This window comes from Piscibacillus sp. B03 (assembly GCF_052246295.1).
Classification (GTDB): Bacteria; Bacillota; Bacilli; order Bacillales; family Alkalibacillaceae; genus Piscibacillus.
Map to the genome: position 1 here is coordinate 44,944 of NZ_JBQQCO010000017.1, position 20,814 is coordinate 65,757.

Below are 20,814 nucleotides of genomic sequence, written 5' to 3' on the forward strand. Positions count from 1 at the left end.
TTAAATAGAATGAGGTTTTTGCGCGTGATACGCAAAAACTATTGCTTATAAATCTTAGGCACGCGACTATCAAAAATCGGCACGTCTTTTCGAACTTGGTCGACTTTTTCTAAATCAAGGGAAAGGGTGACGACCTGTTCCTGGTCGTCTGAGCCTTCCGATAAGACGTCTCCCCAAGGATCTACTGCCATCGAGTGACCGGCGAAATCGGTTCCGTCATAGCTGCCGACACGATTGCCAGACACCACATACATTTGGTTCTCAATGGCACGTGCGATTTGTAGCGTTCGCCAGTGGTTCTTGCGTGCTGATGGCCATTCAGCAACAGCGCATAGGACTTGGGCTCCGTCGAGTGCGAGTGGTCTGATGAGTTCCGGGAATCTGAGGTCGTAACAGATAATGAGTCCGAACTTCAGTCCATCTAGTTCAAATACTTCCGGAGCATTTTGGCCACCCGATAAAAACTTATGCTCATCTAACATCGGAACCAGATGCACCTTGTCATACTCATAGATAAGCTCACCTTTACGATTTACAACCATAGCCGTGTTGTAGATTCCACCGTCTTTTTTATTCGCGATGGACCCGCCGATAATGTTGACGTGGTGTTTTTTGGCTAGATTTTGTAAAAACGGAATGGTCGGATGTCCGTCTTCATCAGCCAAGCCGTCTAATTCAGGTAACGTGTAAGCTGTCGTCCACATTTCTGGCAAAACAACGGTGTCTGGCTGATTATCTTGCATATCTTTTTCAAGCCAATTGGCCACGCGTTGTCTATTTTCATCAGGCTGTCCTGAAATGATATCCATTTGATAGATTGAGAATTTCATCAAAAGCACCTGCCTATTTTATTTATTGATAAACCCCCCGACAATTCGTTCTAACATTTTTTGATTCATATTCAGTGGCTCGAAGCCATGTTCCTTCAGTAAGTTCTGAGTGTTGTTATCTTCAAACCTCACTGACGTATTCAAGTATTCTTTAAACACCTCAATTGGCTTGTGCATGTTGAGTTCCTCTTGAGTTAACGTGTGTTTTTCTTCGTTTGGAATTAATTTCACTTTATCAAAATTTAACGCGTTTACGATCGCGTTAAACGTCATTTTGTTCGTTGGCGGGTTCGGGTTCGTGATGTTGTAGACGGTTTTGGTCTGGCCATGTGTTAACCCTAACGTCAGTACGCGAACGACGTAATCGACAGGCACGAGGTTCGACACTGAATTTTCGTTTAATACAAGTCGGTACATATGGTCACTCGACTTACGCTCAGACTTTTTCTTCAAAATTTGAATCGTACGAATGATGCCGTAAAGACCGAATGTCGTTTTCGCTTCACCTGTATCAGAATCGCCAATAATAATCGCTGGTCTCATTACTAAGACGTCAAATTTTTCTTTGTATGACATAACGAGGTGCTCGGCTTTCGCCTTCGTTTCCTCATACGAATTGCGGAAATCCTGTGTTTCAGGGTAAAGCTCCTCGACACCTGTGTCACGCGTGCCAAGTGTATAAGCTGTGCTGACATGGATGAAACGTTTAATGTTTATGCGGTCCGCGAAGGCCAACACATTTTTTGTACCGTTGACGTTCACGTGAACCAATTCCTCGCGCTTAGATTCATCAAAGCTTAGAAGCGCTGCTGTATGGTAAATAACATCAACTTGTCCTGTTAGCTCTTGAATCGTGTCATCGCTCATCCCCAGTTTTTCATCAGCTAGGTTGCCCAGTAGAAAAGTAATATTTTCCTTATATGAATGAAGACTTTTTAATAAAGTATCTGCTTTTGGTTGACTTCGAACAATTAAATATAAATGATGACCTTGTTTTAAAAGGTTTTCAGCTAACTTTTCTCCTAAAAAGCCAGTCGACCCTGTGATTAAAATACGCATAAAATCTCTCCCGATGGACGTTGTCATTGCACATCACATTATAACGGGTTGACAAGGTCCGGGCAACTGAAAACTAGTTTGTTGATATCTTGAAAAAATTAATTGATAATGGTTGGTAATGAATTTTTAATTAGGAGACGTTTGAGATGGAGCAATGGATGAAGCAAAAGTGGGTCCAATGGTTGCTGATTTTAGTGATCACGGTGTTATGGGGATATTCATGGGTGCTCATGAAAGATGCGCTACAATTTATGGGGCCATTTACGTTCTCGGCTTTGCGTTTTGTGACTGGGGGTGCCACGATGATGGTGATTGTTTGGTTAATGAGAGTGGGGTGGCCGCCACGTGAAGCGATGCCTCATTTAATGGTCGTTGGAATCTTGCAAACTAGTATCGTGTTTATTTTAGTCATGTATGCGTTGAGATTTATAGATGCAGGGAAGTCGTCGTTATTGTTATATTCCATGCCATTATGGAGCGGGTTACTAGCGGCTATTTTTCTTAGAGAGCGGATTTCAGCTGTTCGATGGGGAGGCGTAGGACTTGGCGTTGTAGGATTGTTGATTGTCATGGGAGCGGATGCGCTTAGCCATCAGTCGGCGGACGTCATCATCGGAGAGCTGCTCATTATTTTATCCGCCGTGTCGTGGGGCGCATCGAACGTGTATTATCGTTTGAAGTTAAGTGTACTGTCGAAGCTTCAGGTCAATGCTTACCAGATGTTGTTCGGTACAATTGGAATCGGGCTGGTTGCGTGGTTTGTTGAAGGCGGGGAGTCGATCACATGGACGCCTGAGAGTGTTTACTATGTACTCTTTACCGGTGTGCTGGCAAGTGCGCTGTGTTTCACCGTTTGGTTCATGTTGCTAGGGAGCTTGGATATGATTGGGGCCACCATGCCGTCGTTATTAGTTCCCGTGTTCGGGCTGTTTTTCGGGTGGTTGCTGCTGGATGAAGTGGTGACGATGAGCGTAGTGTTAGGTGCTGGGTTGATTCTGAGCGGCGTGTTTTTGGCGAGTGTGAGGAAGTGAGTTTGGGCGCGTGCTGGAGATTGGCGAAAGTATGCACAATATTGGCGAAAGGTTGCTGGGGTTTGGCGAAACGTAGCCTAACTTTGGCGAGACCTCACCTGATTTAGGCGAAAGGTTGACCAAGATTGGCGAGACCTCACTCCACTTTGGCGAAACCCGGCTCAAGTTTGGCGAAACATATTACAATAGAGGCCAGTCGGCGCTTCATTAAACAAAAAGACTTCCAGCAGTTGCCGGAAGTCTTTACTAGTTTAAAAGATTAATAACGCAAATGCGATTGGGATAAAGCTGTAGAGCAGAATGACCATACAAAAGCCCATGATGTCTTTAACTTTAAGCCCTGCGATCGCAAGTAGCGGAAGTGCCCAGAACGGTTGGATCATGTTCGTCCACGCGTCACCCCAAGCCACAGCCATGGCTGTTTTTGCGGTATCCACACCTAAATCAATTGAAGCTGGGATCATAATCGGAGCTTGAACAGCCCACTGACCTCCGCCTGATGGAACAAAGAAGTTCACAATACCCGCGCTGATGAAAGCGAATAGTGGGTACGTTACTTCATTTGAAATGCTTACGAACCAAAGTGACATCTGTTCTGAAAGGCCTGACTCGACCATCATGCCCATGATTCCCGCGTAGAATGGGAACTGGATGATGATGCCGCCCGCGTTTTTTACCGCATCACTTACAGTATTCAAGAAGCGACGAGGTGTTCCGTGTAGTAGAATTCCTAGGAATAACATAATGAAGTTGACGATATTGATGTTGATGTCGAGTCCATTATTGGCAAAGTGGAACACGATAAATACGAGACCAAGAAGGCCGATTAGCATGGAAACAATTCTACTATTTTCAAGTTTTTCAGCTGGAGTAGAAGCTGCTTCGGTAGTCGCTGCTTCTTCCACATCAGCCATTTGTTCATTTAAGAACTCTGAGTCGATGGTGCCCGTGTAATCATTCGAACGGTTCATCAACCAGTTCATGAGTGGCAACGTGACTAATAGAAAGATAACAATAAATAAGTTCATGCCACCGAAAATAGTTTGTGTAATCGGAATGCTACCAATCATGTCGATTAAAAAGTGATCGTCTGTCGCAATCGTTAATGGAATCGAGCCTGACATCCCGCCGTGCCATAGAAGAAAGCCACTGTAAGCAGCTGCGATCAGTAGTCGGTAGTCAATCGTCGGGATTCGTTTCGCGACATGAAGTGCAAGAAGCGCACCAACGACTAGCCCGAAACCATAGTTGATTAAACAAGCAATCGACGCGACAATCGTTACGAGCAAAATTCCTTGACCGGGCGTATTGGCTAACGTACTAATTCGTTGCAAAAGTCCTTTCACAAACGGGGTGTTAGCTAGTATGTAACCCGTGACAACGATTAAGGACATCTGCATGGCGAATTGAAGCAAATTCCAGAACCCAGTTCCCCAATGATTGACCATTTGAGACGGCCCACTGCTAGTGAAGAAAACACCAAGCACGTACACAATAAATGTTAAAATAATAGCGAATAAAAATGCGTCCGGTAAATACCGCTGGACAATGCGGTTAAAGAAAGACGTTAATCCCTTTAACATAAATTCCCTCCTAAGATGTATTTTGAGAAAACGCTTTCACTAGAAAGTCTGTTTCTCATTATATTTAATCTTAAGAGGTTGTTCAAATGATTATTCTTAGTTTTCTTAAAAATCCGTAAAATTTTCAAGCATTAAAAAAAGTGACCTTAGTCTTGGTCACTTTTTTGGATTCTTAATCGTTTGATACCATGTTCTTCAAATTCATCTTCATAGGTTGATTCTACTTGAAAACGATGTTGCATGGCTTCTTCATGTGTCTCAAATGTTTCTCCAGATTCTTCAATATCTCTATTAGCAAGTCTGATTGGAAGCTCTCCCCAGAAGGAATCGTTGTCATATTGATTAACGTAATTAATAAATTGTTCCTCGTACTCTTTGGTAGGATAGTATTCATCATATTTCTTCGATTGCTCTACCAAGTGGTCCATGTGAAAGTCTTTCGCAAAAGATAAAATATATTGATAAACCTCGTGAATTTCCTAAAGTAACTAGATCTAATAATTGTCGGTATTGTTCTTTGTGATATTAATCTTCATGATTTACCTCCATTCTAAATTTAGCTTAGTTTTTACTAATATAATGAGTTGCATACAGTCTCTCAACTTGTGGTTGGCCTGATTTTGAAAAACGTAGTGATTGCTTAGGCCCTTTTCCCCAAGATTGGTAATGTGTTTGGGAAGGCTTAAGATTTTGTTGCTTAGCTATCTGACTCAACGTGCTTAAGATTATATTCAGCTTGTTTAAATTGCCGGCCACCACTCGTTCAAGGTAAGGTACACGTTTGCGCCGCCAATCCTCCACTTGTTTAGGCTTCAGCCTGTCCATTTTGATCAGTAAATCGACCGGACTGACATAACCTTTTTCGTATAAAAGTTGCTTGGTGTGATGTTCGACTTGGTGTTCTAATTTTTGTCGGCTCATAAGATCATCCTTAAGATTTAATGCGTCTAGTATACTAGTTATGAACGATGATTAAAAGCCGAACTAGATATCGTTTGCATTTCATGGCGAGATCAGGCCCGGGTTTGGCGAGATTATGCTCGGGTTCGGCGAGATTATGCTCGGGTTTGGCGAGATTATGCTCGAGATTGGCGAGATAAGGCTCGAGTTCAGCGAGATTATGCTCGAGATCGGCGAGATTATGCTCGGATTCGGGGAGATTAAGCTCGAGATTGGCGAGATAAGGCTCGAGTTCAGCGAGATTATGCTCGAGTTTGGCGAGATAAGGCTCGAGTTCAGCGAGATTATGCTCGGTTTTGGCGAGATTACGCTCGAGTTCGGCGAGATTATGCTCGAGATTGGCGAGATAAGGCTCGAGTTCAGCGAGATTAAGCTCGAGTTTGGCGAGATCACGCCCCGCTTCGGCGAAATCTCATCCCACCTCGGCGAAATCAGGCCCGACTTGGGCGAACCCCTGTTACCTTGGCGTAGCCACAAAATCAAAAATGTTGCCAGTCGGCCCTTGCCGACTGGCTTCCTCTTAATTTAAAAAATATGGTAGAATAATAGAAAATTATGAAGAATTAAAGGTAGGTACATATATGATTGAACAGGTGACGAGGGAGCTTCTAGATCAGTTAAGGCCCCAAAAGTCGAAGAAGAAGATTGATATGATTGAATTGGAAAAAAGTGTTCGTACGCGTGTGCCGGATTATTACGGAATGGGTGGTTATCAAGCGTTTTACGACGTGATGATGAGTATGCAGCATGATGAGGTATTAGTGCCGCTTAAGTCAAAGGCAGAAAACGGTAAGTCCCCGGCTCTTCCTCGTTTTTTCTGGTTAATGCCTCCAGTTCACGAGCCTCAGTGGACAGGTGTGCAAAAGATGCAGGTTCAAGATCTGCTCAACTTATCCTTCTATGACCAAAATCCCGAGTTTCAGTCTGAACAAGAGTGGAATCGCATATTAAACATCTATCATTTTTTAAAAAATAAACATAACCGTGAGTATGTGTCGGTTGCGGAGAGAAGTTTGGAATTATTCGGAGATGAGAAGGCGGTCACGAAGGAAAAACGGGGCATCTTAAACAGGCTTAAGCTCTCCTTGGATGACATTAAGGCGGTGAGTTACGGAGAACCGTTTGTATATTACTTGAAACCAGGCACAGATATCAATCAAGTCAAGCGGGTTCTGATCGTTGAGAATCTATCGTTTTTTCATACGGGTGTGACGTTATTAAATCGGAATGAGCTTGATTATCAGATGTTGATCTATGGTGAGGGGAAGAAAATCGAAAGTAGTTTTCAATTCTATTATGATCATTTTCCTGGCCAGGCGTTTCAGTTTTATTATGTAGGTGACCTGGATCCAGAGGGATATAATATTTTCGCGCGATTAGTGAACAGGTATGAGCATGAAGATTTTCAATTAGCTCTAGAAATCTATCAACAAATGTTGCGTTTTAAACGGTTGGCGAATGACGTTAAGGGGCAGAATGAAAATGAGAGATTGAGAGACCGTTTCCTTGAATTTGTGACAGGTGATCTCAGGACACACATCATCGACCTTTGGGAGCGTCACGAACGGATCCCTCAAGAAGTGATTACAGTCGAGAGTTGGCAGGTGTCAGATTGTGATTAATCCTTGGAATAAATTTGAAGAGCGTATGAAGCGCTTAAATCCTTTTTTCATGCTAGGAAAAGGGATGAATATTGGCGAGCACCTCAATCCTTATGTTCCTTCGATTTTGTTTCGGACGATTTTAGAGGTGTTTTTCCGTGAAATTGATGAGAGTTTGGAGCGGGACAAGCAGTCGATTTATTATATTGTCCAACAGGTCGTGAAAGATATGGGGCTTGAGGCGAGTCCTGAGCAGATTGAACGGATGAGAAATGGGCTGTTGTATTTTGGTGATGAAAAAATGAATCGACCGTTCGAAGCGGAGGTGTTCGTGCCAGAGAATAAGGCGTGGGAGACACAGACGTTTCGTTATTTGGTGACGGATGAATATTTTACCGATTTGGAATCGAATCGAAAGGTGATTTATAAATTATCGGATGCGGCTCAGGAAATGGTGTTTATGAGTCGTGAGATTACGGAAGAGTACTCGATTAGTGTCGAGCAGCTTTATAGTATTCAGTTGATTAAAAACGGTAATTTTAGAAAAGCCACGGATAACCAGACGAACTTGATTGCCAAGGTTAAGCGTTTTATTCGTGATGAGGAAATGTTTAAGAATGAAATTTTACAAGATCCTAGATTGCTTGTGTCTGATGAAAATAAGCAGAGGGAATCTCGACGTAATGAGATTGAATCGCAGTTTGAGGAAGAAAGTAAGTATTTCAAGACAATGTTGTCATTAGTCGAAAAAGCGCAGACGGATGGCCTAAGCGAGAATGTTCGGAAAGAGTTATTTGAGCTTCAGGAACAGGTTGAGTTGTCCAGGCGTTTGCACGATCGGTTTGCGAGATTAGTCATCCAAAACATCGAAATTGAAATGCGTTTTAAAACGGAGAATCCGTCGTTATTTTGGGAACAATCAAAAATGTCATTTAAAGAAACGATTTATGAAGAGTGGGTGGTGCAGAAAGGGATTACGGATTTCGAGCCTGTGCACGCTTTAGTGAATTCACTGTTTTCGCCGCAACATGAATTTATATTGCCGCTAGAATGGGTTTGGGATGAGCAAGAAATTATTGAACGAGTGTTTGAAGAAGACGAGACAGACGTGAAAGATGAGGAAGAAGAGTTTAATAGGGAAGAAGTGGATTGGGAATCGGTTGCCGCAGCGTGGGAGCCTGTTTTCCAAGGACTACTAGACTCTGGTGAGTTTTCCTTGACGCGGTTAAAAGAACTGCCACTAGATTTGCAGGATCAATGGTTTGAAGAGCGTATTACATATGAGCTTTGGATGTTGTTTGACCAATCCCCGTTAACGATCCGGGTGATGGATGAGGATGCGTGGAATGATGAGCGAGAGAAGTTAATGATTGAGCTCGTAAAACGAAATCGTAAGTTTGAACAATTGTACGGTTGCGGGATTTATACCGAATACGACCCGGATGCACCTGTGTTTCACTGGTATGGAACAAAAATGACGCCATTTAAATTGAAAATCAAGGAGATGAACTAGATGGATGTGGAAACGATGAAGATTGCGTCGAATATCTTTTTTACGTTATTAGACCAAAAAGTACTGACGGATGAGGATGAGCGTTTCAAGCAGTATTCTGAACCGGATGTCCGCTCAGCCGTTAACGTGATGGCAGACGAATCCAAGACCTATATTATTGAAACTCAAACAAAACTTCATCTCGTCACCAAACCTGATGGGTCCGTGTTTGCGACGCATTTTTCCCATTTGAAGTCTAAATATCCTGATGTTGAAAATAAGAAAAAATTCAACTTGATTTCGATGATTATTATGACGTATTTGGCCGAAATTGATCAGAGTGTGGCGTCTAAATGGAAGCGGAAGCGTGAAGGGATCACGTACTATGTCATCGAACAACAAGTGTCGAAGCTAATTCAGCAGTGGGAGCAAACATTGAATGAGAACCCTGAGTTTAGTAAGGAAAAAGGGATTGCGATGAATGAGATTATTACGCTATGGCATAATCTTGAGACTTTAGATGAACGTGATCAAAGACCGAATAGACGGACGCGAATCGGGATTATTATGACGGCAATGAAACTACTGAAGGATGAAGGACTCGTTCACATTACCGAAATGGAGGACATCCATCATATTTTTCCAAAAGATGAGTTGTTTGAACGAGTGGAATCGTATTATCAAAACCAGCGGAGATATCAAGAAGTGAAACAGTTAATATTGGAAGGAAGTGAGTAACATGCCTCGTATAAATCGAATTCGGATTGCAGGACTGTATTATAATTCAATGAAGAAAAAGTACGATGACTTAGTCTTCGATTTTAATGATGGTGAAGCGTCTGGTAACGGTTTGATTTCAATGATGAACGGTGGAGGAAAAGGTGTGTTACTTCAGACGGTATTCCAACTGTTTAAGCCGGGTACTTCATGGGGAGAAAAAGATAACCGTGTGTATCAGCAATTTTTCCATAATGAAAGGCGAACGTTTAAGCCTTATACATTTCATGTTGTAATCGAGTGGCTCCTGGATGGTGATGACGAGCGGTACTTGTTGACGGGCGTAGCGTGTTCGGCGAAAAAGGTCGTATCAGAGCATGAGGATGAGAATGACCATGAGATTAAGCCTGATTTTCTTTTTTATCAAAAGGAGTATGGGACCAATGAGGATTGGTTGAGTCAAATTAATTTGTATCAAAAAGGTGAAGGGGTTGAGATTGAGAACTTAAGGGCGAATTTGAGGGTGCTTGGACTTGATCCGTTTGTGGACCGTAAAAAGCATTATAAAATTTTAAAAAGTTACGGTGTTGACCGAAAAGATTTTGATACGCAGAAGAAAATTAATAAAGCTGAAGGTGGTGTCGGTAAGTTCTTTGAAGGCGCAGAGGATGATTATACGCTCTTTCGCAATAAAGTGATTCCGATTATTAGTGAGTCGATGGAGCAGCAGTCGTCTCAGACCCAGGACCTTGTTGAAATTTTTAAAAGTCAAGCGAGTATTGCGAAGAACCTGCCTGTGTTGTTGTCTCGCGAAGGGTCACATAAAGAGTTTTTGGAATTGATTAAGCCTGTTGAAGAAGCGGTTGATGCTGGAATTGAGCTACAACAGGACATCCGTCATCATATGCTTCGCGGAAATCGATTGTACAGTAGCTTGAGTCACTTGATTGAACGTCGAAGTGAGGATATTTCTGAGTTTCAACAAGAGATTGAGCAGGTACAAACGAAGATTAATGACTTATATTTTGAAAAAGACAATATTGAATATATACAACAGAAGAAAGAGTTAATCGAGCTAGAGCGCCAATTGCAAGAGCTGGAAGAGGAGAAAGAGGCCTTATCTCAATCTATTGACGATTTAGAAGCAAAAGAAAAGGATTTTAACATTCAGTTATTGTTATTAGATTGGAATGAGGTCAATCAAGTGGTTAAGTCGATTAAGGAGAGGATCGATCAGCTCGAGAGTAGCCAAGACATGCAAGATACGAAAGAAAGTATTCGTAAGCTTGAGGAGGACACCGCTCATGAGTGGGAGAAATCTCAGGTGTATTTGTCGGATACGGTGAACCGCTATGAAACGTTAATGCACCAATTCGAAGATCAGCTAGAGTCTTTGGAGAAAGATCGAAATCGTTTAAAAGATGAACGAGCGATTTTTTCTGTTAAAATTGATAATTTAGAAGAAGAAAGTCAGAAGTTTAAAGAGAAAGAAGATGAGATTTTAGAACAGTTTGGTGAGGCTGTTATATTTGATGTTGAATCAACCCTGACAGAAACGAAGCAGGACATAAGCAGTAAGCAAAAGGAGCAGTATACTTTAGAAGCCCAGCTTGAAGCGAGTCAGCAACAGCTTCATACGCTTGAGTTAAAGGAAAGAGAATTACAGACGGGTAAAAAGACGGATGAAGAAACGTTGAATCAATTGCAGGAAAAACTATCGCAACAGGAAGAAGCTGAGCGTCAGTTAAGGCAAAGGTTGGTTCCTTATGTTAAGGAAGACCTTTCCAGTGACGTACGGTCGTGGCTTGAGCGGGCGTTACGGTTAATCAAACAAGAAGAAACTCACATTCGTGAAGAGCTTGAGGCTAACCAGCGAAAGTTATGGCAAAAACAGATCAATCACTCGCTTAACCAAGAAGAGTTTTGGGTCGCCAATCAAGATTTGAAACTTGTGAAAGAGAAGCTTGAACAGGATATTGAGATTTATTACGGGACGGAGTTTTTACTAGATTTAAATGAAGCTGCCCGACGAAATGAGTTAGCACAACATCCGTTATTACCTTATGGACTCATCGTAGCGGACGAGAAAAGTTTAAGTCTCGTTAACGACGAATTAAATCAATTATTTGTTCAGTCACCAGTTCCGATTTTTATACGGGAGAAAATGAGTGAGCCTTCCACTACACAGTTTCATATTTTAAATGGAACGGGACACGAATTTGCGGTTGACCCAAAGCAGTACAAGGAATGGAAAGGTCAATTAACGGATGAAGTGGAGGAGATCCTAGCGTTAATTGAGGAACTGAAGGAGTCTAATCAGCATGTCGTTGAGCTATCTCAACAAACGCAGACAATGCTTGCTCAAGAGCTGAGTGGAGATATTCAAGAGGACGTTCAACGTGTTCAGTTGCGTGTAAATGATTACACTGAGCAGTTGAACAACATTGATGTTGAGAAGGGCCAGCTTGAGGACCGAATTGAGATCGCTAAAAGTTCGTTAAGTCAAATCGCTAAAACGATGGCAGAACTGGAAGAGCATGTTAAAGAGCTTGAAACTTATCAGAAAGAATTAGAGCAAGAGAACCAGCGACAGCAAGAGCTTGAAGCGAGTCGGTCTAAGTTGGATACCGTCAAGCAGTCAATACAGAAAAAGGATGAAGAAATTAAATCCTTAAGTAGTAGTCGTGAAAGCTGGAGTGACAGTTTTAGAGGATGGAAATTTGATTACGGAAAATTAGTTGATCGGCTAAAAGACATTGTGTCGGATGCGAGTATGCCTGAAAGTGTTGGTGCGAGTGATGATGTTGACGAGCCAAGGTTTGACTGGGAAGCGTATCGTAAGTTAGAAAATTTACGGAGTCAACACGATTATTTAAAACAGTCACTAGAAAATCAGGATAAAGAGTTGGCTGTACTAGAAGAAAAACGTCGCCATAAGCAGGAATCTCAGGGGAACATTGAGCAAGATTTAGGTAAGCTTGATGTGAATTGGAAATCACGAGATATCCCAAGCACTCCAAGAACTGTGATAGAGAAGCGTTTGGAAGAACATACGGTCAAATTGCATGAAAGTAAGTCGCGATTGTCTGACGTTGATGGCGATATAAAAGGTATTGTTGGCCAGCATTCAACAATGTCAAAACACCTCGAACAAATGAACGAGAAAATTGAAAAGGCTCATCATCGAGCACCTTATTTTGAAGCTGTCGATGTCGACCGCATGAGAATACACATCAACCAAGAGCTCCAAAAACACGATCAACAACAGCGCGAGTATCGGGACGAACTCGATCGTTATGAACGTGAGATTAGAGTGTATGAGACCAAACAAAATCAGCTGTTTGGGGCCGGTGTGACTGAGAACGATACGCCTTTTGAACAGAGTGAACTTGAATTGGTTCGAAAAGAAGAGTCGACGGTGGTTGAAGAGTGGATTAACAACAAACAACAATTTGATGGTCGACAAAATCATACACAAAATGATTTAGAACGGGAAGTCAATGAACTTAAACTAGAAGTTGAAGAGCGCGACTGGGATTTTCAGTTTAAGAATGATGTGATCAAAACTTTCAACCAGTTGAATCTAAGAGAGTATCAACATATTAAAGAGACGATTTCGAGAATGGTGAAGTTTTCGCGAAAAAGCTTAGATGACTTGAAGAAGGAAAAGGAGGATGCTGAAAAGGCTCAAGAATATTGGGCCAATCGTGCAGCATTAAAAGTCATCACGATTTCTGATCACATTAAAAAAATGGTCCAACAAATGAGGTTTAAGAATCAGGTAGCAGTGTTCCCATTAGTTCAGCTCAAGGAAGATATTTTGCCAAGAAAGCCAGAAGAGGTTCAGAGCTTATTACGGGAATATTTTATTGGTTCAATAAAAAAATTAAATCAAGAGTTCAAGGACCTAGACGAACGTAACCAAGAGTTGGTGAAGCGGATTCACGAGTATGTCAGTGACGAACAGATTATGCTCGTCGCCTTAAGGAATAGCTATCCCGAATTGGAAGTTTATAATATGCAGACTAGTAATGTCTTTACCTATGGCCGTCCGAGAAAGGAACACTACTCAACTTGGAGGACGATTAATAAAGGATCCGCGATGGAGTCAGACGGTAGCGGCGGCCAGAAGCTAGCTGCTCGAATGATCATCATGATGATGCTTCTATCGATGAAAAATGAGTCGGAACAACATTGGACACCGCTGTTCCTCGATAACCCATTTGGACAAGCAGCATCCGAGCACGTACTGGACCCAATCTTCAAAGTATCTGAAGAATTAAAGTTCCAGCTCATCATCGTGACACCACCAGAATTAGTGAAAACAGAAATCAGCCAGCGTTTTCCGGTGTACTATAAGCTTGACTTTAACAAAGTGCACGGGAAAGAGATTGTCACAGAAAAAGTGCAGTATAGTTATCGGATGTATAGTTAATAAAGGAGAGGCTGGGACAAAACAATTTTTAACCTAGAGAAAGACGAATATTAGGGTGCTTGTGACTCCTAATATTCGTCTTCATTTTTTTGCCATGTCAAAATGCTTCGCTTACCGCAGGCACGGCTTCAACTTCACCAAACTCACTCTTGTTCGTTTGGTGGGATTTTCAGCTCGTGCTGTTCCTGCAGGTGTCTCAGCATTTTGACAAGGCTAATAGCACTCAATGTTCGTTTTCTGATAAGCTACTTTTCTTTTGTCCCAGCCTCTAAACTGTAAAATTGCTTTTATGTATCTAACCATATATTATGTTTAAATGTTGATAATAAAATTCTGTAAATTTATAACAAAGGTAACTATTCGTACATATTTCTGAATATCAATTTTCTTATAAGGAGATATTGATTATAGGAGGTGTACGAATGAGGAAGAAGAAGGAGAGTGATAAGGTGACTGCTCCAACTATGAAGAGCTCTAAGAAAGAACGAATATTAGAACAAGCTAGAAATAAATTCCATGATAAAGATAGAAAGAAGAATTTGATTCAGGCAGGCGGATCATTATCAACTAAACAAGAATTTGATGTAGTAGAAATTTCTAAAAACATAAGGGGTAAAGAATAGAATGGCATTTCATCATGAGGATTATGGTAAAAATATCGTTACCCTAAAAGGGAACGATATTTTTTCTTAGATACAAATATAATTATTACATATTTATATAAAGAAGCTAAGTTCCATGAAGCTACGCTGTTGTTTATTAGATACTTAATTTATAAACAAGCAATATTATGTATTTCTGAAGTGGTGGTGATGGAAGCTCTAAATGTATTATCTAAAGAGATGTATGTAAGTGACATGTTAAGGCGGCCAGATAGTAAGAAACCAAATTATTATAGAAGTAGATGGAGTCAACATGTACTAAAAAAAGAGCCTGAGAATCTATCAAAATATCATGAAAAAGCTAGTGAGTTGTTGAGGCCTTTTATTGAAAATTGCATTATCGTTGAATCAGATGAGGAACAAATAAAAAGAGCGATTGAATTAAGTATTAGTGTTCCTGTTGGCTCAGCTGATGCACTGATCATTAGTACAAGTTTAGGTATTGGTGCTAATGGATTGTTGTCTTTGGATAGTGATATGGAGAAGGTAAATGACATAACAGTATACACCACAACTGTTGATAATTCTAACTTTGATGCTAAAAGTATGCTAGAAAAATTAGATGACGGTTTCGTAAGCTATCTAGTAGAGATAATGGGTGAAGCAGAATTTTATAATAAATATCCTGTTACACCATGAATAAGGAAAACCAGTCGAAATAAATTTAAATCCCGAATACAAAGGGTGTACTTTAAGCACCCGGCTGGCTTACTTTTTAAATCTAATATTATTCAATCCGTTTATCTTCTGTTTTAAAATTTGATGGCGAGCTATGAAAAAACGAACCCGCATCACGCGGATTCGCTCTTTTCCTATTAATATAGTAAATACTCTTCACGTACATCCATAAACTCATCTAGATCATCTTGCCACTGTGCTTCGATTTCCCCAACAGACTGTCCGTTTTCAATTGCTTCACGAACCCAGTCGTTACCGATTAGGTTATCGAAGAATGAAATGCCAGCGCTGTTTTCTGCGCGGAATTGAAAGTCTTCAGGATATAGGTCGTGAATTGCTTTGACGATATGCAATCCTGTTTTGACTGGTGCAAATGATTGCTTGTGCGTCACATGTATTTCAACACCGTGTGATAGGTCGCCTGCATGTTTTGAAAACATCGGCGTAAATGATGCGGCACGGAATGTGACGCCTGGAATGTTTTGCTCGTTTAAGTGTGTTGCTAGTTCGTCAGCGTCGATGAAAGGTGCACCGATTAGCTGGAATGGTTTCGTTGTACCGCGAGCTTCTGATACGTTTGTTCCTTCAATTAAAGCTGCGCCTGGATAAACAAGTGCTGTATCGTTTGTCGGCATGTTTGGTGATGGTAAAACGAACTCTAGACCTGTATCTTCATAATACATATTGCGCTTCCAACCGTTCATTTCAACCACCGTTAAGTCGGCGCCAATCTCAAATTCTTCATTAAATAGGTGAGCTAGTTCACCAACTGTCATCCCGTGGCGAAGCGGGATTTCGTAGTTTCCAACAAATGATTTATACTCTTCTTCTAAAACCGGACCTTCAACCTTTGTCCCACTAATTGGGTTCGGACGGTCTAGTACGATAAACTCAATGTCATTTTCCTGAGCGGCTTCCATCGCATAGGCCATTGTATAAATGTAAGTGTAGAAGCGCGTCCCTACATCTTGGATATCAAATAGAAGAACATCAATATCTTCTAACATTTCAGGCGTTGGCTTACGCGTTTGACCGTATAAGCTATAAACAGGTAAGCCTGTTTTTTCATCAATATAAAATTCAACATAATCCCCGGCCTGAGCATCCCCACGAACTCCGTGTTCAGGGCCATATAGTGCGGTTAGGTTTGTGTCAGGGTCGTTATGCAAGGTGTCGACAATGCTGTTAAGCTCCTGATCAACTCCAGTTGGGTTTGTAATGAGACCAACATTTTTACCATCGATTAAATCCTTTTGTTCATTTAAAAGGACGTCAACACCAAGTTCAAGTTTGTCCTTGCCATGACCTTTTCCATTACCGTTATCCGCTAGCACAACCGAGATTGACGTGAAGACTAGGACAAACGCCATTAAGGATATAAGCCATTTCTTCATTTGAAATTCCTCCTCAACCTTTTTTTATCAGCCAGGACGAGGCCTGGCTTGTTTTTCTAATAATTTAAACCATGACCAAACTCATAGAGGACATCGTCATTAATGCTCGGTATGGTTACTGGCAATGCTCCAGTAGGGTTATTTTCTCCAAAAATCGTATCAGCTGTAGCTTTGAAGCTTGCATCTCTAAATCCGTATTGCGCGATAAAGGCATCGATGTCTGGATAGGCACTGATGTCATAAGGGTTACGGATACCGACACCTATAACAGGGTTATCCGTTTCTTCCATAATTGTGTTAATCATGTGCATCTGAGGGTGATCCGGTGAACGGCTCGACACGTTGTAGGTGTACGACCCAGCAATCACCGCATCAGCATTACGGATTTGGTCAAGCTGTTCATCCGTAAGATTGCCTGATGTTTGAATGATGGTTGTCTGTTCATGATGTTCTTTAATCGCATCACCTAGGTCAGAAATGAATGAGTTTCCAACAACAACAATCTCATCCGTTTCAGCTGAAACAAGAGGGAGCACGTCGTCATTTTTTACTAAAGTAATAGATTTAGCTGCTGCTTCAGCTTCAACTGCTTTATGTTCATCAGATCCGACGACTTCAAGCGCCCGGTCGATTTTGTCCTGTATCGGTGCAGGGTTTTCTTCCTTAATAATGCCACGTTCAAGTTTAAGGGTTAAAATTCGCTCAACCGATGCTTCGACGCGTTCTTCGGTGATTTCACCTTCGTCGATCGCAGTCAACAGTCCGTTTCTTACTTCCTCTAAGCCAACTGGCATAAGCACAATATCAGAGCCAGCCTTAACTGAGCGAATAACTGCATCTACAGGTCCAAAGTGGTCTGTGATTGCGTTCATGTTAAGTGCGTCAGTCGTGATCACGCCTTCGTATCCCATTTCTTCACGCATAAGTTCTGTTAAAACTTTATGAGAAAGGGTCGCAGGAAGCGCGATTTCTTCACCGGTTTTTTGTGAAATCACTTTGGTATCATCAATCTTCGGGAATGTGACATGAGCTGTCATAATCATATCGATTCCCTCATCCATTGCTTGCTGGAATGGGTAAAGCTCGACTTCTTTCAAACGTTCTTTGTCATGCGGAACCTCAGGCAAACCAAGGTGCGAGTCCACGTCCGTATCACCGTGTCCAGGGAAGTGCTTCGCTGTTGCGGCAACTCCAGTTGATTGTAGACCTTTCGTGTAAGCAATCCCCATGTCAGCGACTAAGTCCGGATCCTCACCAAACGAACGAACGCCGATGACTGGGTTGTCCGGGTTATTGTTAACATCCAGAACAGGAGCGAAGTTCGTATTGATTCCGAGTGACTCAAGCTCTTCGCCAATGGCTTTTCCGACATTGTAGGCGACCTCTTCTGAGCGCGTCGCCCCAAGCGCCATATTACCTGGCATATCCGTACCTGACTGAAGGCGCGTCACGATGCCACCTTCTTGGTCAATCGTCATAAGAAGCCCGAATTTTTCAGCCGCCTCTTGATAGTCGTGGACGAGTTTCGTCGTTTGCTCAGTTGTGACAACATTTTCTCTAAATAAAATGACACCACCTAAATGATATTCTTTAACGAGCTGCTCGATCTCAGGTAATAGCTCGGTGACATTTTCACCGTTCCAATTACGGAAATCGGGCATAAGCATTTGACCGACTTTCTCTTCAATCGTAAGCGTCGATAGGGCGTGACTGATTACGTCATAACGCTCACCAGTTTCTTTGATGATGTTGACTTCTGACTCAGGCTTACTTTTCTTTGGATCGACCTTGTAGTCAACCGCAATTCGATCTTCAAATTCGCCATCTGTGACGCTGATGAATGTGCGTCCGCGCTGACCAGTTAGTTCAACCTCACCTTGGTCGTTGACAGTCGCCACATTTTTGTTGGATGAGGACCATTCTAAGTCAGAAGCCATCGTGAAATGGCCTTCTTCATATAGGTTAAGCGCGTTGAACTGAATGTTTTCAGTGTCAGGCTCAACTTCAGGAACATTTTGCAGGATAACGAGATCCTTTTTTGAATGCTCCTCAGCTGAAGCGGTCTGATTTGGAGTCATGATTAGGAGCTGCGAGACGATGAGCATAAACGTTAACGTCATCATCATTAATTTTTTAATCATAAAAACACCGCCTTTGATCGATTTGGTGAAACAGGCCGTATATTTTGATAAACGGACGGACCGTAATTTTATTTGAGAACCTGCAGGTAAAACAGATTAACTTGCAGATAAAGTTAAGAAACCTGCAGGTAAATTAAGAAAACTTGTCGATAAATCAAGAAAACTTGCCGATAAATCGGAAAAACCTGACGATAAATCAAGAAAACTTGCCGATAAATCAGAAAAACTTACCGATACCTACATCTTAGTAACCTCGTTTAGTCCAGCCCTCTAGCTCAGGCTCAAGGACGTTTCCATCAGGTGTTTCAATCATAACTTCATTGACATACCAACCGCGGTGGTTGACGGATCCGTCTGTATCATAATTGAAGCGGATGTACTGAGTGTCTTCAGGGAGTTCAACAGATTGTTGCTCCCATTCGATACTGCTGCCAGTGAACGATTCAAGCTGAGTCCATTCTTCGCCATCACTAGAGAATTCAACATAGCCGAAGTCGTAGTCAGTCTCAATTTTGTGCCACGTTTTAAATGACAGAAGTGACCCTGCTGGTGCGTCTACCTCTGTTGTTAGAGTGCGATTAAGTTGATCGCCATAACCTGAGAACCAGGCTTCACCGTCTGGAATCGATACTGGGATTGAGTCCGCAACTTGTCTTGCGAGTGCTCGTCTTGCAACATTTGTTGAGACGGTGTTACGTGTTGGGTGAACGCGGTTTGTAAGTAAAATGGCAATGGTGTCATTGTTTTGGTTAATCGCAATCGATGTGCCGGTGTAACCTGTATGTCCTAGAGTATTTCCTTCCGATAGGGCATCCATGTACCAGCCTTGGCCTAACTCCCATCCAAGTCCATGATCGTTACCAGGAAATTGAGGGATTTGATTTTCAACTAAGAGCTTAACTGTATTCTCCTGAAGAATTTGCTTGCCTCCATAACGTCCGTCGTTTAAGAACATATGAGCAAGTTTTCCAAGGTCGGAAGCTGTTGAAAATACTCCCGCATGACCAGCAACGCCATCAAGTGACCAGGCGTTCTCATCATGAACCTCGCCCCATACAATGCCGCGGTCAATATAAGGCTGATATTCCGTCGCCGCGATTCTTGGCTTCAATGACTCTGGAGGATTGTACATCGTATCCTCCATGCCTAGTGGGTCGGTTAAGTTTTCTTTTACGAACTCATCCAAACCTTGACCTGATAGGCGTTCGACTAACACCCCGAGCGTAATCATATTTAAATCGCTATACGTATACGACTCACCAGGATCATCCGATAGAGGGTATTCAAGCACAATTTGAATTCGGTCCTCACGAGAATCGCCTTGTGTGTACAGAGGAATCCACGCCGGGAAACCTGATGTGTGGGTCATGAGCTGGCGGATGGTGATGTCTTCCTTACCGTTTTCCGCAAACTCAGGTAAATGCTGAGCGACAGAGTCGTCCAATTCAAAATAACCATCTTCATAAAGCTTCATGGCTGCAGTAGTTGTGAAAATTTTACTAATGGAAGCAAGGTCAAAGATCGTGTCTTTTTCCATTCCAATGGGATTATTTACCTCTGTGAAATCATCATCCGTGTATTGGTAAGCGTAACCGTAAGCCTCATGCTTCACGATATGCCCGCGCCTTGCGACAAAAGCAACCGCACCTGGCATAACTTGATCTTCAATCATGCCTTCCATAATAGGGTCCAGTTCATTTAAAGGCTTCTCAACCATCCCAGCACCAGTCGCGGATCCCGGATGCAGGACAGGTGACGTTGGTCCAGGCTCATCCCACGTGAAGTTTGGGTGAACAACCTGAGTACGTTTCTTATGGTCTCGATCCTCCATGGTCGGTGATCTGTCCTCCGCAAACGTGTCAATGGTTGATGGGATGAAAAGGGTAGTCCCTAGTATAGTTGCGAGTGCATACGAAATGGTTTTATGACGTCTACTCATTAAATACCTCCTTAAAATGATAGATTTATAGAATCTTAGGTGAAGTTAGAGAAGTCTATTGAGGGGATTTGAAGCGCTTACATAATGGATTAAAAAAATATTTCACCACCTTTGTATCAAAAGTGAAATATAAATTCAGAATTAATTTAACATTAGGAAAATTTGTTGTCAAATGGAGAAAAAACGCGTGGCAACAGTCTTTTGACCTAATAAAAATGTCAATTATTAATAGAAAAAGACGAAAATTTAGGACAAAATGTGTAGTTTTGGGGAAGGGGAATAAGGAATATTA

The 20,814-nt window shown here is 42.0% G+C and carries 15 protein-coding genes and 1 pseudogene; 8 read left to right on the forward strand and 8 right to left on the reverse strand.

Features of this window, described 5'->3' with window-relative positions; translation table 11 throughout:
* Positions 1-38: 38 nt before the first annotated feature.
* Together ACTWQB_RS12065 and ACTWQB_RS12070 are read right to left on the reverse strand one after the other, a co-directional pair.
* Entirely contained in the window at positions 39-830 is a 792-nt protein-coding gene (locus ACTWQB_RS12065) for a carbon-nitrogen family hydrolase (RefSeq protein WP_443139439.1), read from the reverse strand.
* Positions 831-848: 18 nt separating this feature from the next.
* On the reverse strand, positions 849-1,889 hold the full coding sequence (locus tag ACTWQB_RS12070; RefSeq protein WP_443139440.1) for an SDR family NAD(P)-dependent oxidoreductase: 1,041 nt from the start codon (positions 1,887-1,889) through the stop codon (positions 849-851).
* A 146-nt stretch (positions 1,890-2,035) separates the two neighbouring features.
* Between ACTWQB_RS12070 and ACTWQB_RS12075 the strand changes: the two genes are divergently transcribed.
* Positions 2,036-2,920, forward strand: coding sequence for a DMT family transporter (locus ACTWQB_RS12075; RefSeq protein WP_443139441.1), 885 nt, complete (start codon positions 2,036-2,038; stop codon positions 2,918-2,920).
* Positions 2,921-3,171: 251 nt separating this feature from the next.
* Here ACTWQB_RS12075 and ACTWQB_RS12080 read toward each other — a convergent pair whose 3' ends face one another.
* From ACTWQB_RS12080 to ACTWQB_RS12090, 3 genes are all read right to left on the reverse strand, one after another.
* The gene (locus tag ACTWQB_RS12080) at positions 3,172-4,503 is read right to left on the reverse strand and encodes a short-chain fatty acid transporter (protein ID WP_443139442.1); all 1,332 of its coding nucleotides are present in this window, start codon (positions 4,501-4,503) and stop codon (positions 3,172-3,174) included.
* A 146-nt stretch (positions 4,504-4,649) separates the two neighbouring features.
* On the reverse strand, positions 4,650-4,931 hold the full coding sequence (locus tag ACTWQB_RS12085; RefSeq protein WP_443139443.1) for a hypothetical protein: 282 nt from the start codon (positions 4,929-4,931) through the stop codon (positions 4,650-4,652).
* A 133-nt stretch (positions 4,932-5,064) separates the two neighbouring features.
* Entirely contained in the window at positions 5,065-5,424 is a 360-nt protein-coding gene (locus ACTWQB_RS12090) for a hypothetical protein (RefSeq protein ID WP_443139444.1), read from the reverse strand.
* Between the two features lie 115 nt (positions 5,425-5,539).
* Here ACTWQB_RS12090 and ACTWQB_RS12095 point away from each other — a divergent pair, with 115 nt between their 5' ends.
* The 7 genes and pseudogenes from ACTWQB_RS12095 to ACTWQB_RS12125 form a co-directional block, all read left to right on the forward strand.
* Positions 5,540-5,992: a hypothetical protein gene (locus tag ACTWQB_RS12095; RefSeq protein ID WP_443139445.1), complete on the forward strand. Its 453-nt coding sequence runs from the start codon at positions 5,540-5,542 to the stop codon at positions 5,990-5,992.
* A 52-nt stretch (positions 5,993-6,044) separates the two neighbouring features.
* Complete coding sequence (locus tag ACTWQB_RS12100) at positions 6,045-7,085, forward strand: Wadjet anti-phage system protein JetD domain-containing protein (RefSeq protein WP_443139446.1); 1,041 nt, start codon at positions 6,045-6,047, stop codon at positions 7,083-7,085.
* A complete protein-coding gene (locus ACTWQB_RS12105; protein WP_443139447.1) occupies positions 7,078-8,577 on the forward strand; it encodes a hypothetical protein in 1,500 nt (499 codons plus the stop codon). The genes ACTWQB_RS12100 and ACTWQB_RS12105 overlap by 8 nt, the downstream gene beginning before the upstream one ends.
* Positions 8,578-9,294, forward strand: coding sequence for a DUF6063 family protein (locus ACTWQB_RS12110; RefSeq protein WP_443139448.1), 717 nt, complete (start codon positions 8,578-8,580; stop codon positions 9,292-9,294).
* A gap of 1 nt (position 9,295) precedes the next feature.
* Positions 9,296-13,708 carry a hypothetical protein gene (locus ACTWQB_RS12115; RefSeq protein WP_443139449.1) on the forward strand — a complete coding sequence of 1,471 codons (4,413 nt, stop codon included), beginning with the start codon at positions 9,296-9,298 and terminating at the stop codon, positions 13,706-13,708.
* 422 nt (positions 13,709-14,130) lie between these two features.
* Positions 14,131-14,331 (forward strand): hypothetical protein, encoded by a 201-nt coding sequence (locus ACTWQB_RS12120; protein WP_443139450.1) that lies wholly within the window; start codon positions 14,131-14,133, stop codon positions 14,329-14,331.
* Between the two features lie 75 nt (positions 14,332-14,406).
* A pseudogene (locus ACTWQB_RS12125) lies at positions 14,407-15,009 on the forward strand (type II toxin-antitoxin system VapC family toxin); the annotation flags it as partial.
* Positions 15,010-15,185: 176 nt separating this feature from the next.
* Here the strand turns inward: ACTWQB_RS12125 and ACTWQB_RS12130 are convergent.
* From ACTWQB_RS12130 to ACTWQB_RS12140, 3 genes are all read right to left on the reverse strand, one after another.
* Complete coding sequence (locus ACTWQB_RS12130) at positions 15,186-16,442, reverse strand: exo-beta-N-acetylmuramidase NamZ family protein (protein ID WP_443139451.1); 1,257 nt, start codon at positions 16,440-16,442, stop codon at positions 15,186-15,188.
* A gap of 56 nt (positions 16,443-16,498) precedes the next feature.
* On the reverse strand, positions 16,499-18,583 hold the full coding sequence (locus tag ACTWQB_RS12135; protein ID WP_443139452.1) for a glycoside hydrolase family 3 N-terminal domain-containing protein: 2,085 nt from the start codon (positions 18,581-18,583) through the stop codon (positions 16,499-16,501).
* A 244-nt stretch (positions 18,584-18,827) separates the two neighbouring features.
* The gene (locus tag ACTWQB_RS12140; RefSeq protein WP_443139453.1) at positions 18,828-20,522 is read right to left on the reverse strand and encodes a serine hydrolase; all 1,695 of its coding nucleotides are present in this window, start codon (positions 20,520-20,522) and stop codon (positions 18,828-18,830) included.
* Between the last annotated feature and the right edge of the window lie 292 nt (positions 20,523-20,814).

Bases quoted from the DNA above. Each gene is read 5' to 3' on its own strand.
- ACTWQB_RS12075 (WP_443139441.1), top strand. From the start codon at position 2,036: ATGGAGCAATGGATGAAGCAAAAGTGGGTCCAATGGTTGCTGATTTTA.
- ACTWQB_RS12085 (WP_443139443.1), bottom strand. From the start codon at position 4,931: ATGGACCACTTGGTAGAGCAATCGAAGAAATATGATGAATACTATCCT.
- ACTWQB_RS12065 (WP_443139439.1), bottom strand. From the start codon at position 830: ATGAAATTCTCAATCTATCAAATGGATATCATTTCAGGACAGCCTGAT.
- ACTWQB_RS12140 (WP_443139453.1), bottom strand. From the start codon at position 20,522: ATGAGTAGACGTCATAAAACCATTTCGTATGCACTCGCAACTATACTA.
- ACTWQB_RS12115 (WP_443139449.1), top strand. From the start codon at position 9,296: ATGCCTCGTATAAATCGAATTCGGATTGCAGGACTGTATTATAATTCA.
- ACTWQB_RS12080 (WP_443139442.1), bottom strand. From the start codon at position 4,503: ATGTTAAAGGGATTAACGTCTTTCTTTAACCGCATTGTCCAGCGGTAT.
- ACTWQB_RS12120 (WP_443139450.1), top strand. From the start codon at position 14,131: ATGAGGAAGAAGAAGGAGAGTGATAAGGTGACTGCTCCAACTATGAAG.
- ACTWQB_RS12135 (WP_443139452.1), bottom strand. From the start codon at position 18,583: ATGATTAAAAAATTAATGATGATGACGTTAACGTTTATGCTCATCGTC.
- ACTWQB_RS12070 (WP_443139440.1), bottom strand. From the start codon at position 1,889: ATGCGTATTTTAATCACAGGGTCGACTGGCTTTTTAGGAGAAAAGTTA.
- ACTWQB_RS12095 (WP_443139445.1), top strand. From the start codon at position 5,540: ATGCTCGGGTTCGGCGAGATTATGCTCGGGTTTGGCGAGATTATGCTC.
- ACTWQB_RS12130 (WP_443139451.1), bottom strand. From the start codon at position 16,442: ATGAAGAAATGGCTTATATCCTTAATGGCGTTTGTCCTAGTCTTCACG.
- ACTWQB_RS12090 (WP_443139444.1), bottom strand. From the start codon at position 5,424: ATGAGCCGACAAAAATTAGAACACCAAGTCGAACATCACACCAAGCAA.
- ACTWQB_RS12100 (WP_443139446.1), top strand. From the start codon at position 6,045: ATGATTGAACAGGTGACGAGGGAGCTTCTAGATCAGTTAAGGCCCCAA.
- ACTWQB_RS12110 (WP_443139448.1), top strand. From the start codon at position 8,578: ATGGATGTGGAAACGATGAAGATTGCGTCGAATATCTTTTTTACGTTA.